Consider the following 14,562-nt stretch of genomic DNA (forward strand, 5'->3'; position numbering starts at 1 on the left):
CGATGTTGATCGAGCCTATCCGGAACAGATGTTTGTTTTCAACGACCGCCGGCGTGCACCGGGGTGCGCGGCCGGCGGCGCACCTCCGCCGAGCGCAGCGCGGACCGGAACAGCGGGCCGACGACGCCGGCGAGTTGATCCGGTCGCGCGATGGTGGCGTGCGCCGTGCTACCGAAGACCCTGCGCAGCGACCGCACGTCGGTTCCCGCGCCGATCGTCAGGCAGACACAGCCGGTCCCCCGGCGGCGGGCCTCGGTCAGGGCGCGGCGCGCGTCGGCGGCGCCGTAGGCCCGTTCGTATCCGTGGTCGTAGGCCAGCCCGTCGGACAGGACCACCAACAGTCGCCGCGCCGTTCCCCCGCGCGCCTCCAAGACCGCCGCGCCGTGCCGGATGGCCGCACCGAGTCGGGAGTACGCGCCGGGTTCCAGGCTGTTCAGCCGCCGCATCACGCGGGCGTCGAGGTGGTCGTCGAACCGTTTGACCGGAATCATGCTGACCGCCTGCCGGCCCTGCGAGTAGTAGGCGTAGAGCGCCACGCGGTCGCCCAGGTCGTGCAGCGCGACGGCGAGGTTGGCGACCGCCGCGCGCTGTTGCTGGTGCACCGTGCGCGCGGCAGTTCCCGGCTCGGCCGCCGAGCCCGACACGTCGAGCAGGAGCAGCACCGACAGGTCCCGGCGGCGGCGCAGGCTGTCGAGGTAGACGGCCTCGTCGGGGACCGAACCGGCGCGCACCTCGACGCGGGCCTCCACCGCGGCGTCGATGTCGATGTCATCGCCCTGCGGCTGACGGTGGCGGCGGTGCAGCCCCATTCCGAGCCGCGACAGCGGCCGCCGCACGCCGATGGCGGCGTCGATCTCCTGGGTCGCCTGCGCCTTGATCGTCGGCTCCACCTCGCGCACGGTGCACCACGCGGGCCGGTAGCTCTTGCGCGCGGCGTCCCACTCCGGATACCGCACCCCGTCCGCGGCCGCTCTGGCCTCCTCGTCGTCGATGTCCTCGCTCGGGGCCGACGCCAGCGACGAGACGGCGTGCGGGCCGCGGATTGCCGAGTTCGTGCGATGCGTCGGGGTGTCCGCGCCCGGCGGCCCACCGCCGCTGCCGGTCTTGCGCGCGGACGACAGCAGCTTCTTCAACCACTTACCGATGAAGCCGCCCCCGCCGACCGGGCTGGTGAACAGGTCCGGGTCGTCGGAATCGTCGGTCTCACCGTCATCGAGCTCCGCCAGTTCGTGGGTGCCCCCGCCGCGGGGAACGTGCCCGGGTTCCTCGTGGTTTTGTGGCTCGGGCGCGCGGCAGGCCGCCAGGACCTTCGCCGCGCGGATCACGCCGAATTCGGCCGACGGGCCCTCGATCCTCGCGTGCGCCTTGGCTATTCGCAACGACGCCGCGGGCGAGTCACTGCGGCCGGCGATCTCGCGGTCGCCCAACGACGCCAGCAACCCCGGGAGCAGGTCGCCGGTGGCGAGCAGCGCGCGGTGGCCCTCGACCGCGAGGTAGCGCCGGGCCACCCGGGGATGCCGGAGCAACCGGCGCACCACCCCGGGGTCCAGGCTGCCGGCCGCGATCATCGAGGCCTGCACGGCAACCGACTCGAGTTGCGCGCGGCCCGGCGCGGCGGCATCGACGTAAATGGTCTGGCCGTCCGTCCAGGAAGGCTCGCCCGGTCGCAGCCCGGCAACCGCCGTCGCGCGGCCCGCCAGCGCGGAGGCGAACATGCCCAGGGCCTGCATCCGCTCGGAACGAGCGTCGTCCCCCACGCTCAACCTCCGAACCCACCGACACTTTGACCAAATATCTGTTCCACCGTAGAGTCCGGCCTCACGGCAGTCAATCGACCCGGCCCTCGATTAGTCAGGAGCGCATCATGATTGACTTCACCGGACGGGTGGCGGTGGTCAGCGGCGCCGGCCGCGGGCTGGGCCGCCTTTACGCGCTGGACCTGGCGCGCCGGGGCGCCGCGGTGGTGGTCAACGACGTCGGCGGCTCGATGCACGGTGACGGCGCCGACTCCGGCGTCGCCGACGAAGTGGTCGCCGAGATCGCGGCAGCGGGCGGCGCGGCCATCGCCTCGTATGACTCGGTGGACCGCCCCGCGGGCGGCCAGGCGGTCGTGGACGCGGCGGTCGACGCGTTCGGCCGCCTCGACGCCGTGGTCAGCAACGCGGGGATCTTCGGCACCGTGCCATTCGAGGACCTCTCGGCCGACGAGTGGGCGCGGATGTTGCGCGTGCACCTGGACGGCGGCTTTTACCTGGCCCAGCCCGCATATCGCGTCATGAAGCGCAACGGCGGCGGGAGGTTCGTGTTCATCTCGTCCTCGGCCGGAATCTTCGGCCAGCCGATGGAGGCCCACTACGCCGCGGCCAAGGCCGGTCTGGTCGGGCTGACCAACGTGATCGCGATCGAAGGCGAGGCGGACGGAATCCTCGCCAATTCGGTTATGCCCACCGGGTTTTCGCGCATGGTCGCCGAGACCGTCGGCGACGAGAAGTTTCTCGCCGAATCCGGCTTCATGCGGGCCATCCGTCCGGAACTCGTCGTGCCGCTGGTGACGTTCCTGGCCAGCACGGCCTGCACGTTCACCCACCGGAACTATTCGGCCGCGGCCGGACGCTACGCGCGGGTGTTCGTGGGGCTCACCGAAGGCTGGCTGGCCGACGCCGACGACCCGCCGACGGCCGAAGACATCCAGGCGCACCTCGAGGAGATCTCGTCCACGGAGAAGTTCATCGTGCCCGCATCCATCGTCGACGAGGTACTGGAAGTGTGCGCGCGGCGCGGCGTCAGCGCCATGCCGGGCAACGCCGAAGTCGCATTCCCGGAACCACGGGGCGACTGAGCGTTATTGACCCGCTATCTGCGCCAACGTAGTGTCCGGAAAAATGGATTTCTCCTATCCCTCGGAAGTGGAAGAGTTCCGCGCCGAGCTGCGCGACTGGCTGTCGGCGAACCTGACCGCCGAGCTGGTGGCCGCGCGCAGGCCGCCCGGCCGCGACGACGCGGCGATCGAGCTGCTGCGGGCCTGGAGCCGGACGATGGCCGACGCGGGGTGGGCCGCGGTCTCCTGGCCGCGCGAGTACGGCGGCCGCGGCGCGACCGTCCTCGAACAGCTGGTCTACACCGAGGAGACCACCCGCGCGCGAGCACCGATGCCGCTCAACGTCATTGGGATGAACAACATCGCCCCCGCGATCATGCAGTACGGCACCGAGGACCAGAAGACGACGCTGCTCCCCCGCATGATGCGCGCCGACGACATCTGGTGCCAGGGAATGTCGGAGCCCGAAGCGGGATCCGATCTGGCCGCCTTGCGCACCCGCGCGGTGCGCTGTGCCGGTCCGCAAGGCGACGACTTCGTGGTCAACGGCCAGAAGATCTGGACCTCGCTGGGGCACCGGGCGCATTGGTGCCAGCTGTACGTGCGCACCGACCCCGACGCCCCGAAGCACCAGGGGATCTCCTGCCTGATCGTGGACATGACGCTGCCCGGCATCGAGGTCCGCCCGCTCGTCACGCTCAACGGCGACACCGATTTCGCCGAGGTGTTTTTCCACGACGTGCGGGTGCCTGCCGACGCACTGCTGGGTCCGCTCAACGCCGGCTGGCAGGTCGCGACCACCACGCTCAGCCACGAGCGCGCCGGGGCGGCGCGCCTTTACGCGGAGATGCAGGTGCGGCTGGAGGAAATGGTGGACGACATCGCCGCCCAAAGCGGCGCCCTGGACGACCCGGTGGTCCTGCGGCGCCTCGGCGAAATCGCCGTCCGGATCAAGTATCTCGAGGTGCTCTGCCAGCGGTCGATCTCGGCGACGCTGCACGGCGGCGACCCGTTCGCGTCGGCCAGCCTCGCCAAGACCGTCTGGGGGGAGATCGGACAGGACATGGCCGCCCTCGCCTTCGACGTGCTCGGCACCGGCGGCGCCAACGCCGCGTGGGCCAACTACCGGCTCACCTCACGGTCGCTGACCATCGCGGGCGGAACGACCCAGATCAACAAGAACATCACCGCGCAGCGGGTACTGGGATTGCCGCGCAAATGAACCTCGAACTCACCGACGAGCAGGCCGCGCTGCGCGACACCACGCGGCGCTTTCTGGCTGAGAAGGCGCCGATTTCGGGGCACGTGCGCGAGCTGCTCGACGATCCGACCGGCGTCGACCAATCCGTCTGGCGCGGCCTGGCCGACCTCGGGGTGACCGGGTTGCTGGTGCCGGAGCAACACGGCGGCGCCGGGATGACGATGGTCGAGGCCGGCGTGGTCGCCGAAGAGTTGGGCGCCGCGCTGCATCCGGGGCCGTGGTTGTCGACCGCGGTCGCCGCGGCGCGCACGCTGACGCGGCTGCACGGCGGCGACAGTGCCGCAACGATTCTCGCCGGGATCGCCGACGGGACCACGATCGCCACCGTCGGCTTTCTGGATTCACCGCGGGGCGACGACGCCGTTCTGCGCGGCGAGATCGCCGGCGTGACCGACGCCGCGGCGGCCGATACCTTGCTGGTGCTCGCCGCAGACCGAGCAGGCACAGGACTTTTCGCGGTGAGGACCGACTCCCCCGGCATTTCGGTGACTCCCGAGCCCGCAATCGACCAGACCCGCAAGCGGTTCCGGGTCGCCTTCGACGGCGCGCCCGCGCACCGGCTGGCCACAGCGCCACCGGATGCGGTCGCGGCCATCGTCGACGACGTGCTCATCGCGACCGCCGCCGACGCGCTCGGCGCAGCGCGGGCCGTCATGCAGCTCGCCGTCGAATACGCGAAAGTCAGAAAGCAATTCGGTCAGGTCATCGGTTCGTTCCAGGCGGTTCAGCACCTGTGCGTCGACATGTATGAGACCGTCGAACTCGCCCGCAGCGGGGTCATCCACGCGCTCTGGGCGGCCGACAACGCCGGCGCCGAGGAGCGCCACCTGTCCGCACTGCGGGCCAAGGCGTTCGCCGGGCGGCTGGCCTCGGTGGGCGACACCGCGATCCAGGTCTTCGGCGGCATCGGTTACACCTGGGAGCACGATGCCCATCTCTACCTCAAGCGCCTGCTGAGCTGGAGCGGGTTTCTCGGTGGGCCCGACCGTTACCTCACGGAAGTCGGTGCGCGCCTTGCCAAGAGAGGTCGGCAGTGATGGACATCGACTACCTGCTCACCGCGACGCCGTCGGCGCGCAAGTCGCTCGACTTGGCGGCGCCCGTCGACCTCGGGGAAATCCGGGACTGCCTGCGCATCGGTTTGCAGGCGGCCAACGGCTCCAACCAACAGTCCTGGCGGTGGCTGGTGATCACCGGCGCCTCGCTGCGGGCCCAGATCGCCGCGCTGTACCGGGAGGCCTACCTGCTGCGCGTGGGAGGGCAGCTGCTCGCCGACCTGCTGCCGGCCGGCACGCCGGAAAGCCGCATCATGTCGTCGACGGAGTGGCTGGTCGAGAACATGGCGAACGTGCCGCTGCTGGTAATCCCTTGCTATGAGGCCTACCTCCCGCGCATCGACGGCGACGAGTCTTTTCACCGGGCGACCCTGTACGGCTCGATCTTCCCGGCGGTGTGGAACTTTCAGCTCGCCCTGCACACCCGCGGATACGGCACCTGCATCACGACCCTGCACCTGCACCGCGAAGAGGAGGTCCGCAGCCTGCTCGGCATCCCGCAGGCCTACACCCAGGGCTGCCTGCTGCCGGTGGGGCGCCTGCGCGCCGGACGCACCTTTTCGCCGGCCCGCCGGCGGCCCGTCGACGAGGTCGTCGCACGCGACGGCTGGGACGGCCCCCCGCTCTAGAATGGCTCTGCCACCTCGTCTTGCAGCGGTTTCGGTTTCGGCGGTCTGATAGCCTTCAACAAACATTTGGTTCGGCGAGAGGACGAATGCGTATGTTCGCGAATCCGCAATCGTCCGGATCTGCGCACCGCTGATCATGGCCAAAGCGGGGCCATTGCGCGTGGGCGCCGCCGACGACACCGGAACGCGCCGCACCGAAATCCTGCAGACCGCGGCGTCGTTGATCGCGTCCTCCGGACTGCGCACGTCGTTGCAGGAGATCGCCGACGCGGCAGGCATTCTCCCCGGCAGCCTCTATCACCATTTCGAGTCCAAAGAGGCGATCCTCGTCGAGCTGATCCGCCGCTACCAGGACGACCTGAACCGGATCGGACAAACGGCGCAGGCGCGACTGGATGAACCGGACGAACGACCGGCGTCGGAGAAGATCGTCGAGCTGGGGTCGGCGATCGCCCATTGCGCCGTGCAGCACGGGGCCGCGCTGCAGATGTCGTTCTACGAGGGGCCGAACGACGATCCCGAGCTGATGAAGCTGACCCAGGAGGCGCCCAACGCGGTGCAGGAGGCGATGCTGCAAACGCTGCGCGCCGGCAGGTGGAGCGGCTACATCAAGCCCGACATCGACCTGCCCACGCTGGCCGACCGGATCTGCCAGACGATGCTGCAGGTCGGGCTCGCGGTCATGCGGCACACCGCCCCGGCCGACCAGGTGGCCCGGCTGCTGTGCCGGATCATGCTGGACGGCCTGGCCGCCAAGCCGCCGACGGACGCGGCGTTGGATCGGTCCAGCGCCTTCGCGGCCGCCTGCGACGTGATCGACACGTGGGCCGACGACAGCGAAGCCGATCCCGACGACAAGGCGGCCCGCGTCCTCGCCGTGGCACGAACGGAGTTCGGCCGCAAAGGGTATGAGGTCACGACCATCAGGGACATCGCGGCGGCGGCCGGACTCGGCACCGGAACGGTGTACCGGGTGATCGGCTCCAAGGACGAACTCCTCGCCTCGATCATGGAATCCTTCGGGCGCAAGGTCGAGGCGGGGTGGGTCGGCGTCCTGCGCTCGGACTCCACGGCCATCGAGAAACTCGACGCGCTCAGCTGGGTCAACGTCAACGCGCTCGACCGGTTCTCCGACGAGTTCAGGATTCAGCTCGCCTGGATGCGGCAGTCGCCGCCGAACACGCCCAACCCCGGTTGGCTGTACGCTACCCGGCTCCGGCAGATGAAATCTCTGCTGTCCGAAGGCATCCGGGCGGGCGATATCAGGATCGACGCCCCGTCCACCACGATGCTGGCGCGGTGCGTCATCGGCCTGCAGTGGATACCGGAGAACATCCTGCGCGCCGTCGGCAAGCGCGCGGCGCTGGTGCATGTCCGCGACACCGTCCTGCGCGGAGCCGCGGTTCGCCGCACCTAGGTATTGAACCTAATAACTGTTACCCATACAGTTGGTCGGTTAGAACCGGATTGGCAGAGAACGAGAAGGGGATTTCCATGACTATCGTCGATCGGTTGCGCTACGACGGCAAACGCGCTCTCGTCGTTGGCGGCGCCACCGGGATGGGCGCCGCGGCGGCCAAGTCGGCGGCCGAGCTCGGAGCCGAAGTCATCGTGATGGACTACGCGCCGGTGAGCTACGACGTCGCCAAGTCCATCCAGGTGGACCTGCGCGACCCCGCCTCGATCGACGCCGCGATCGAGCAGCTGGACGGCCCCATCCATGCCCTGTTCTCGGCCGCCGGCATCGCCGACGGCACGACAGACCTGATGGCGATCAACTTCGTCGGCCACCGCCACCTCATCGACCGCCTGCTCGAGAAGAACCAGCTTCCCTCGGGCTCGTCGATCTGCTTCATCTCCTCGGTGGCCGGCATGGGCTGGGAGAACGACCTGGAGCTGCTGACGGAGTTCCTCGCCACGCCGGACTTCGCTTCGGCGCAGGAGTGGGTCAAGGCGCACGAATCGGAAGGCATCATCCACTACGGGTTCAGCAAGAAGGTCGTCAACGCCTACGTGGCGACGCAGGGCTACCCACTGCTGAAGAAGGGCATCCGGATCAACGCGATCTGCCCGGGTCCCACCGACACCCCGCTGGCCCAGGCCAACGCCGACCTCTGGCTCACCTTCGCCCAGGACTACCGCGACGAGACCGGCTCCAAGGTGCACACCCCGGAGCAGATGGGCGACGTGATGGCGTTTTTGAACAGCGCCGCCGCCTTCGGCATCAACGGCATCACGCTGCTTGTGGACTACGGGCACACGATGGCGTCGCTGACCGGGGCCTACCCGCCGGGCAAGCCGATCATCGACCTGATCATGGGGCGCGTGAAGCTCTAGTGGCGATCGCGAGCGCGGCGTAGCCGGGCGACGCGGGTCGCCACGATCGGTATTGGCGGGCCGGTACCGTCGGGGGCATGGCACGGATCATCGTCATCGGCGGCCACGGCAAGGTCGCGCTGCAGCTGGCCCGCATCCTGACCGACCGCGGCGACGAGGTGAAGTCGGTCTTCCGCAACCCTGACCACTCCGACGATGTCGCCGCGACCGGCGCGCAGCCGGTGGTCGCCGACATCGAACACCTGGACACCGACGCGCTCGCAGGGCTGCTGGCGGGTCACGACGCCGTCGTCTTCTCCGCGGGAGCGGGCGGCGGCAACCCGGCGCGGACGTACGCCGTCGACCGCGACGCCGCCATCCGGGTGATCGACGCCGCCGAGCGGGCGGGCGTCGCGCGGTTCGTGATGGTCTCCTACTTCGGGGCGGGCCCGGATCACGGTGTGCCAAGCGACAATTCGTTCTTCCCGTACGCGGAGGCCAAGGCGGCGGCGGACGCGCATCTGCGCGCCAGCGGCCTGCAGTGGACCGTGCTGGGGCCGGGCCGGCTCACCCTGGACCCGCCGACCGGCCGGATCGTCGTCGGCGAGGGCAAAGGCGAGGTCTCCCGGGCGGACGTCGCGCTCGTGGTGGCCGCGGCGCTGCGCGACGACTCGACCGTCGGCCGAACCATCGACTTCAACAACGGTGACATCCCCATCGCCGAGGCGCTGGGCAGATGAAGCTTGCCGACTGCCCGGTCTTTCCGGCCGAGGCGGGAACCGTGCTGAGCACGGACCGCGGCCTGGGCTGGCGCCTGGCGCGACAGGCCGGCCCGGTGCTGCGAGATCCGGTGGCCAACTGGGTGTTTGTCGTGGGGCGGGAAGAAGTGTTGGCGCATGTGGACGATCCGAGACTGGATCGCGCCAGGGCTGTGCCCGACCGCGATCTCGCGGTCCACGAGCAGCTCTTCGCGCCGAAATCAGCCCAAGACATTGCGGCGGCGTTCCGTCCGACCGCCGCGGCGCTGATCGATCGTTTCGCCGCCGCCGGCGGCGGTGACGCGGTGGCCGAGGTGACCGCGCCGATGGCCGGCGCCCTTTTCGACATCGTGTCGCGCCTGCGGTTACTGCCCGCCGAGCATCTGGCCGGGCAGTCCGGCCACGTGTTCTCCGAGGCCTGCCGCAACCTGTTCAAACACGCCGGCTGGCACCTGTTCGAGTTGGCACGCAGCCCCGAATTGTGCGACCTGCTTCGCCGTCAGCCCGAGCTGATCCGCGGGTTCGTCGAAGAGGTCCTGCGGTTGGAGCCGATGGTGCAGGGTTGCCAGCGTTTCACCACCCAGCCAACGACCATCGGCGGCGTCGAGCTGCCGGCCGGCATGGTGGTGATGTTGTGCATCGCCGCGGTCCAGCGGGACGGCAGCGACGCCATGTCCACCGACGACCTTGTGATTGGCGTTCGGGCACACCGGCATTGGAGTCTGGGCGCGGGGTCCATGCGCTGCCGCGGCGGCCACATCGTCCGACAGGTGTTGCGCGTGCTGGTTGAGGAGTGGGTCGACCGGGCCGGGCAGCTCGGGCTGGCTCCCGGCTTCTGGCCGGTGGCCGGGTTTCCGCGGACCGAGAGCTCGCTGTGGCTGCCGGCGCTACCGCTGGTGACGGGGGCTTAGCACCGGTTGCCTAGGGTTGCGCGGGACCGGGCGCGGGCGCCTTTCCCGACAGGCACTGCTGAAGCTCCGGGCTGCCGGGGGCGAAGTCGAAGCCGCAGTTGCAGTCGCGAGCGTCCTTGGGCGGGAGCGCATTGCAATAGTCGGTGCCGGCCGAGGCCGAAGGCGCGGTCCACACAACAGCGGCGGCCAAGGTCGCGGCTGCGGCGCCGAACGTGGCCATCGATACTTTCGCCTTCATGGTGGGATTCCCTTCGCCTGGAGGCCCCGCGATCGCGGCAGTCTGCCACCGACCCTCATTAACGGGCACGCTAACAGAGGATCAGCCACGGCTCATCTCGAGCGGGCGTTGATCGCGGTAGACTCCGCTGCGCAGCTGGTCTGCCGTCGCCGCACCCGTGGCGCCGGCATCGAGCGAGGCAGGTTAGACGTGCTTCGCGAGAGGGAACCCGGTGAGAGTCCGGGACTGTCCCGCAGCGGTATGCAGGAACGACCGCCGTCACAAGCACTGGTCGCAAGACCGGGAAGCGACGGCCAGTAGGAGCACCACCCGGTGCGCGCCTGCGAGTCCGAAGACCTGCCGGCTGTGCCGGGCGCGCCGCGTCCGGCCGGCTCATCGCCTCGTGGAATGGGCGTTTGGTCGTGGCCGTTGGCGGTTGTGTGGCTTGAAAAATCAGGTGCGCACCGGCGACGGAATCGGCTGTGCGTCCGTCGGCGGTGATGACCACCCGTCGAGTGTTAGGACGAAACGTGACCTCTCAACCATTCACCGCTACCGTTATCGGCTCCCCACGCATCGGCCCGAAGCGCGAACTCAAACGCGCCACCGAGGGTTACTGGGCCGGGCGCACCAGCCGGGCCGAGCTGGAATCGGTCGCCGCCGACTTGCGTCGCGACATGTGGTCTGCGCTCGCCGGCGCGGGCCTGGACTCGGTCCCGGTGAACACCTTTTCGTATTACGACCAGATGCTCGACACGGCGGTCATGCTCGGCGCGCTGCCGGCCCGTGCCGCGCGGGTTTCCGACGATCTGGACCGCTACTTCGCCGCGGCCCGCGGCAACTCCGACGTCACACCGCTGGAGATGACCAAGTGGTTCGACACGAACTACCACTATCTGGTTCCCGAGATCGAGCCCGCGACCAAGTTCTCCCTGCACCCCGACAAGGTGCTCTCCGAGCTGAAGGAGGCGCTGCAGCAAGGGATTCCCGCGCGGCCGGTGATAATCGGGCCCATCACCTTCCTGCTGCTGAGCAAAGCCGTCAACGGCGGCGGTGCACCGATCGAGCGGCTCGAGGAGCTGGTGCCGATCTACTCGGAGCTACTCTCATTGCTCGCCGACGGCGGGGCGCGATGGGTGCAGTTCGACGAGCCCGCGCTGGTCACCGACATTTCGCCCGACGCGCCCGCGCTGGCCGAGGCCGTTTACAACGCGCTGGGCGCGGTGAGCAACCGGCCCGCCATCCACGTCGCCACCTACTTCGGCGACCCCGGCGCGGCTTTGGCGGGGCTGGCCCGCACGCCCGTCGAGGCGATCGGCGTCGACCTGGTCGCGGGCGCGGACACCGCGCTCGCGGGCATCCCGGAATTGTCCACCAAGCTGCTCGTGGCCGGCGTGGTCGACGGGCGCAACGTGTGGCGCACGGATCTGGAGGCGGCGCTGGGCAAGCTGGAGACCCTGCGGGGCTCGGTGGCAAACGTCGCGGTTTCGACGTCGTGCTCGACGATGCACGTGCCGTACTCGCTCGAGCCCGAAACCGATCTCGACGACAACCTGCGCAGCTGGTTGGCGTTCGGGGCCGAAAAGGTGGGCGAGGTGGTCACCCTCGCGCGCGCCCTGCACGACGGACGCGACGTGGTCGCCGAACAGATCGCGGCGTCCAACGCCGCCGTGGCGTCGCGCAAGGCCGATCCCCGGCTGCACAACGATCAAATTCGGGCGCGCATCGACTCGATCCTCCGGGCGGGTGCCCACCGTGGCGACGCGCAACAGCGCCGCGCCAGCCAGGAGGCGCGGCTGCACCTGCCGCCGCTGCCGACGACGACCATCGGCTCGTACCCGCAGACCTCCGCAATCCGCAAGGCGCGGGCGGCGTTTCGGGCCGGCGAGATCGACGAGGCCGAGTACGTCGCGAAGATGCGCAAGGAGATCGCCGACGCCATCGAGCTGCAGGAGCAGCTCGGCCTCGACGTGCTGGTGCACGGCGAGCCGGAGCGCAACGACATGGTGCAGTACTTCGCCGAGCAGCTGCAGGGGTTCTTCGCCACGCAGAACGGCTGGGTGCAGTCCTACGGCAGCCGCTGCGTGCGTCCGCCGATCCTCTACGGCGACGTGTCGCGACCGCATCCGATGACCGTCGAGTGGATCAGCTACGCCCAGTCCCTGACCGACAAGCCGGTGAAGGGCATGCTGACGGGGCCGGTCACGATCCTGGCGTGGTCGTTCGTCCGCGACGACCAGCCCCTGGCCGACACCGCCAACCAGGTGGCGCTGGCCATTCGCGACGAGACCGTGGACCTGCAGGCCGCCGGGATCGCCGTCATCCAGGTCGACGAGCCCGCGCTGCGGGAGCTGCTGCCGCTGCGCCGCGCCCAGCAGGAGGACTATTTGCGTTGGGCCGTGGGCGCTTTCCGCCTGGCCACCTCCGGCGTCGCCGACTCGACGCAGATCCACACCCACCTGTGCTACTCGGAATTCGGCGAGGTGATCGGCGCCATCGCCGACCTGGACGCCGACGTCACCTCCCTCGAGGCGGCCCGCTCGCACATGGAGGTGCTCGACGACCTGAACTCCGTCGGCTTCGCCAACAGCGTGGGCCCGGGCGTCTACGACATCCACTCGCCGCGGGTGCCCAGCGCCGAGGAGATGGCCGAGTCGCTGCGCGCCGCGCTGAGAGCGGTGCCGCCGCAACGGCTTTGGGTCAACCCCGACTGCGGGCTCAAGACCCGCAACGTCGACGAGGTGACCGCGTCGCTGCGCAACATGGTCGCCGCGGCCCGCGAGGTGCGCGCCGGGGCCTAACGCGCCTGGGGCTTTTCGGCGGAATCCGACAGCACCTGGACCGGCACGTCGTCGGCCCAGGGCTGCCGGGTCACCATGTCGGCGACCCGCACGATGCCGCGCTCGAACTCCCCCGTCGCCGCGTCCACCAGCCGATAGGCCTGGGTCTGCTTGTGGATGGGCTGCGCGTCGAGCAGCACCACGCGCACCTCACCCGGCTCGAAATGGCAGCGCTGCTGCATGGCGGTGATGAGCTGCTCGTTGTGCATGTGGCCGTCGCCGAAGTTCCAGCCGATCGCGGTGCTGCAGATGCGTTCGCCGTCGGTGATGACGTAGTCGTCCTCGTTCTGGCCCGCCATCGCGCGGTGGGCCAGCGTGAACAGCGCCCGGCCGTGGGTGTTGAACCCGCGGAACGCGTACCCCATGAAGATCGGAATCTGGGCCGCCTCGGGGCTGCCGTAAAACCGCTCCAGCTGGGCCTGCGGCATGCTCGCGATCGCGATGATGCCCCGGCCGATCTTCTCGTTGGCCGAGGGCTTGATGCACCACAGCGTGGTGTCCCAGTTACCGGCGTAGTAGCGCATCCCCGGCAGGAAGGAGATCTTGCGCGGAAACATGTTGCCCAGCACCACGATCCCCGCGATCACGACGAACAGGATGGCGACCAGCACCGGGTGTTTGAGGTCGCCCAAGCCCAGGCGGGCGTGTGCGACGAACAGCGACAGCACGCCGAAGATCATGAAGACGTTCCACTCCAGCGGCACGCCCATCGGGATCGACACGAGGATCCCGAGGTGGAAGCACACCATCACGACGGCGGCCACCGTCGTCGGCCAGCCGCCGTGGCAGAAGAACAGCGGCAGCGGCACCAGCATCTCGATGGCGGTGCTCACGTGGGCCACGAACCGGGACAGCCGGCCGGGCCGCAGGTCATCGGGAAACTTCTCGAAGAAGCGCCGTTTGAGCCACCGCGGCCGCACCAGCGGGTTGTTGGACATCATCGTGGAGATCACGAACGGGAAGTGCTTGTTGAGCTTCGAGGTCGCCGCCCCCATCCAGATGACCAGGAACACCACCTTGGATCCGACGATCATGTCGGGCCCGCCGAACAGGAAGGTCACCGCCATCGTCGCGTAGACCTCGCCGCGCGCGGCCAGGAAGATCACCTTGTCGCGCAGCCCCAGCACGCCGAGGATCAGCAGGATCCACCCGATCTCCCAGGCCGGCAGCAGCCCCACCGTGGTGCCCACCTCCGGCACCGGTCCGGTGCCGTCGGAGAACAACGCCCACAACGTCATCAGCAGCAGCGCCGCGTACAGCAAGACGTCCACCGGCCGGCGGGCGGTGCCCTTGGTGAACGGGACGCGGTCCGGCCACGGTGGCAGCCGGATGGTGCCGAACCGCATCCAGTACAGGATCGAGCCCAGCGGCGGGAAGAACCGGTTGTTCAACGGCCCGAAGCCGCAGCCCAGCCCGACCACCTCGAACAGCATCGTGTAGAGCACGACCTTCTCGAAGACGATCGGCTCGGACCACCAGTGCGCGACGTTGGTGAAACCGCCGAGTCCCTTGGTGGCAGAGGCGAACAGCCATCCGCCCAGGATGTAGAGCAGGATCTTCAGGACGTAGAACAGGTGCAGGGCGACCGGCGTGCCGAAGCCCACCTCGGCCCAGTGCCGGGCCATCGGGCGGATCTTCTCGCTGCGGGTGCCCTTGTTCCATTCCTCCATGTCGAGCTGCGGCAGCTCCGGCTTGAGAAACCCCATGGTTTGACAGATTAGAACGCGTTCTAGGCGCGTGGCTGGGGTAGGGGCAAA

The 14,562-nt window shown here is 69.3% G+C and carries 12 protein-coding genes and 1 riboswitch; of the genes, 9 read left to right on the forward strand and 3 right to left on the reverse strand.

Translation table 11 applies throughout. The features are described from left to right. Window positions 1–38: 38 nt before the first annotated feature. Window positions 39–1,757 carry a nitric oxide reductase activation protein NorD gene (locus tag AWB89_RS05565; protein WP_085172138.1) on the reverse strand — a complete coding sequence of 573 codons (1,719 nt, stop codon included), beginning with the start codon at window positions 1,755–1,757 and terminating at the stop codon, window positions 39–41. Window positions 1,758–1,864: 107 nt separating this feature from the next. On the opposite strand from AWB89_RS05565, the gene AWB89_RS05570 reads away from it, so the two are divergent. The 8 genes from AWB89_RS05570 (at window position 1,865) to AWB89_RS05605 (ending at window position 9,748) form a co-directional block, all read left to right on the forward strand. Next, entirely contained in the window at window positions 1,865–2,839 is a 975-nt protein-coding gene (locus AWB89_RS05570) for an SDR family NAD(P)-dependent oxidoreductase (protein ID WP_085172139.1), read from the forward strand. A 43-nt stretch (window positions 2,840–2,882) separates the two neighbouring features. After that, entirely contained in the window at window positions 2,883–4,040 is a 1,158-nt protein-coding gene (locus tag AWB89_RS05575; protein WP_085172140.1) for an acyl-CoA dehydrogenase family protein, read from the forward strand. Next, window positions 4,037–5,116, forward strand: coding sequence for an acyl-CoA dehydrogenase family protein (locus AWB89_RS05580; protein WP_085172141.1), 1,080 nt, complete (start codon window positions 4,037–4,039; stop codon window positions 5,114–5,116). Before AWB89_RS05575 ends, AWB89_RS05580 begins: the two co-directional genes overlap by 4 nt. After that, window positions 5,116–5,763: a nitroreductase family protein gene (locus AWB89_RS05585; RefSeq protein ID WP_085172142.1), complete on the forward strand. Its 648-nt coding sequence runs from the start codon at window positions 5,116–5,118 to the stop codon at window positions 5,761–5,763. Before AWB89_RS05580 ends, AWB89_RS05585 begins: the two co-directional genes overlap by 1 nt. 136 nt (window positions 5,764–5,899) lie before the next feature. Beyond that, a complete protein-coding gene (locus AWB89_RS05590; RefSeq protein ID WP_085099624.1) occupies window positions 5,900–7,180 on the forward strand; it encodes a TetR/AcrR family transcriptional regulator in 1,281 nt (426 codons plus the stop codon). A 77-nt stretch (window positions 7,181–7,257) separates the two neighbouring features. After that, window positions 7,258–8,100, forward strand: a complete 843-nt coding sequence (locus AWB89_RS05595; RefSeq protein ID WP_085099621.1) for an SDR family oxidoreductase — start codon at window positions 7,258–7,260, stop codon at window positions 8,098–8,100. Between the two features lie 77 nt (window positions 8,101–8,177). Further along, entirely contained in the window at window positions 8,178–8,819 is a 642-nt protein-coding gene (locus AWB89_RS05600) for an SDR family oxidoreductase (protein WP_085172143.1), read from the forward strand. After that, a complete protein-coding gene (locus AWB89_RS05605; protein ID WP_085172144.1) occupies window positions 8,816–9,748 on the forward strand; it encodes a cytochrome P450 in 933 nt (310 codons plus the stop codon). Before AWB89_RS05600 ends, AWB89_RS05605 begins: the two co-directional genes overlap by 4 nt. Window positions 9,749–9,758: 10 nt before the next feature. Here the strand turns inward: AWB89_RS05605 and AWB89_RS05610 are convergent, their stop codons facing one another. Continuing rightward, complete coding sequence (locus AWB89_RS05610) at window positions 9,759–9,986, reverse strand: hypothetical protein (protein WP_085172145.1); 228 nt, start codon at window positions 9,984–9,986, stop codon at window positions 9,759–9,761. A 163-nt stretch (window positions 9,987–10,149) separates the two neighbouring features. After that, a riboswitch (cobalamin riboswitch) is annotated at window positions 10,150–10,344 on the forward strand. Window positions 10,345–10,465: 121 nt separating this feature from the next. Here AWB89_RS05610 and metE point away from each other — a divergent pair. After that, a complete protein-coding gene (gene metE / locus AWB89_RS05615; protein ID WP_142282456.1) occupies window positions 10,466–12,766 on the forward strand; it encodes a 5-methyltetrahydropteroyltriglutamate--homocysteine S-methyltransferase in 2,301 nt (766 codons plus the stop codon). On the opposite strand, the gene AWB89_RS05620 is transcribed toward metE, so the two are convergent. Continuing rightward, window positions 12,763–14,511, reverse strand: coding sequence for a DUF3556 domain-containing protein (locus AWB89_RS05620; RefSeq protein WP_085099605.1), 1,749 nt, complete (start codon window positions 14,509–14,511; stop codon window positions 12,763–12,765). The two genes, metE and AWB89_RS05620, sit on opposite strands and share 4 nt — an antisense overlap. Between the last annotated feature and the right edge of the window lie 51 nt (window positions 14,512–14,562).

It is taken from the genome of Mycobacterium paraense (assembly GCF_002101815.1).
GTDB classification, from domain to species: domain Bacteria; phylum Actinomycetota; class Actinomycetes; order Mycobacteriales; family Mycobacteriaceae; genus Mycobacterium; species Mycobacterium paraense.

Bases quoted from the DNA above. Each gene is read 5' to 3' on its own strand.
- AWB89_RS05620 (WP_085099605.1), bottom strand. From the start codon at position 14,511: ATGGGGTTTCTCAAGCCGGAGCTGCCGCAGCTCGACATGGAGGAATGG.
- AWB89_RS05610 (WP_085172145.1), bottom strand. From the start codon at position 9,986: ATGAAGGCGAAAGTATCGATGGCCACGTTCGGCGCCGCAGCCGCGACC.
- AWB89_RS05585 (WP_085172142.1), top strand. From the start codon at position 5,116: ATGGACATCGACTACCTGCTCACCGCGACGCCGTCGGCGCGCAAGTCG.
- metE (WP_142282456.1), top strand. From the start codon at position 10,466: ATGACCACCCGTCGAGTGTTAGGACGAAACGTGACCTCTCAACCATTC.
- AWB89_RS05580 (WP_085172141.1), top strand. From the start codon at position 4,037: ATGAACCTCGAACTCACCGACGAGCAGGCCGCGCTGCGCGACACCACG.
- AWB89_RS05595 (WP_085099621.1), top strand. From the start codon at position 7,258: ATGACTATCGTCGATCGGTTGCGCTACGACGGCAAACGCGCTCTCGTC.
- AWB89_RS05570 (WP_085172139.1), top strand. From the start codon at position 1,865: ATGATTGACTTCACCGGACGGGTGGCGGTGGTCAGCGGCGCCGGCCGC.
- AWB89_RS05575 (WP_085172140.1), top strand. From the start codon at position 2,883: ATGGATTTCTCCTATCCCTCGGAAGTGGAAGAGTTCCGCGCCGAGCTG.
- AWB89_RS05600 (WP_085172143.1), top strand. From the start codon at position 8,178: ATGGCACGGATCATCGTCATCGGCGGCCACGGCAAGGTCGCGCTGCAG.
- AWB89_RS05605 (WP_085172144.1), top strand. From the start codon at position 8,816: ATGAAGCTTGCCGACTGCCCGGTCTTTCCGGCCGAGGCGGGAACCGTG.
- AWB89_RS05590 (WP_085099624.1), top strand. From the start codon at position 5,900: ATGGCCAAAGCGGGGCCATTGCGCGTGGGCGCCGCCGACGACACCGGA.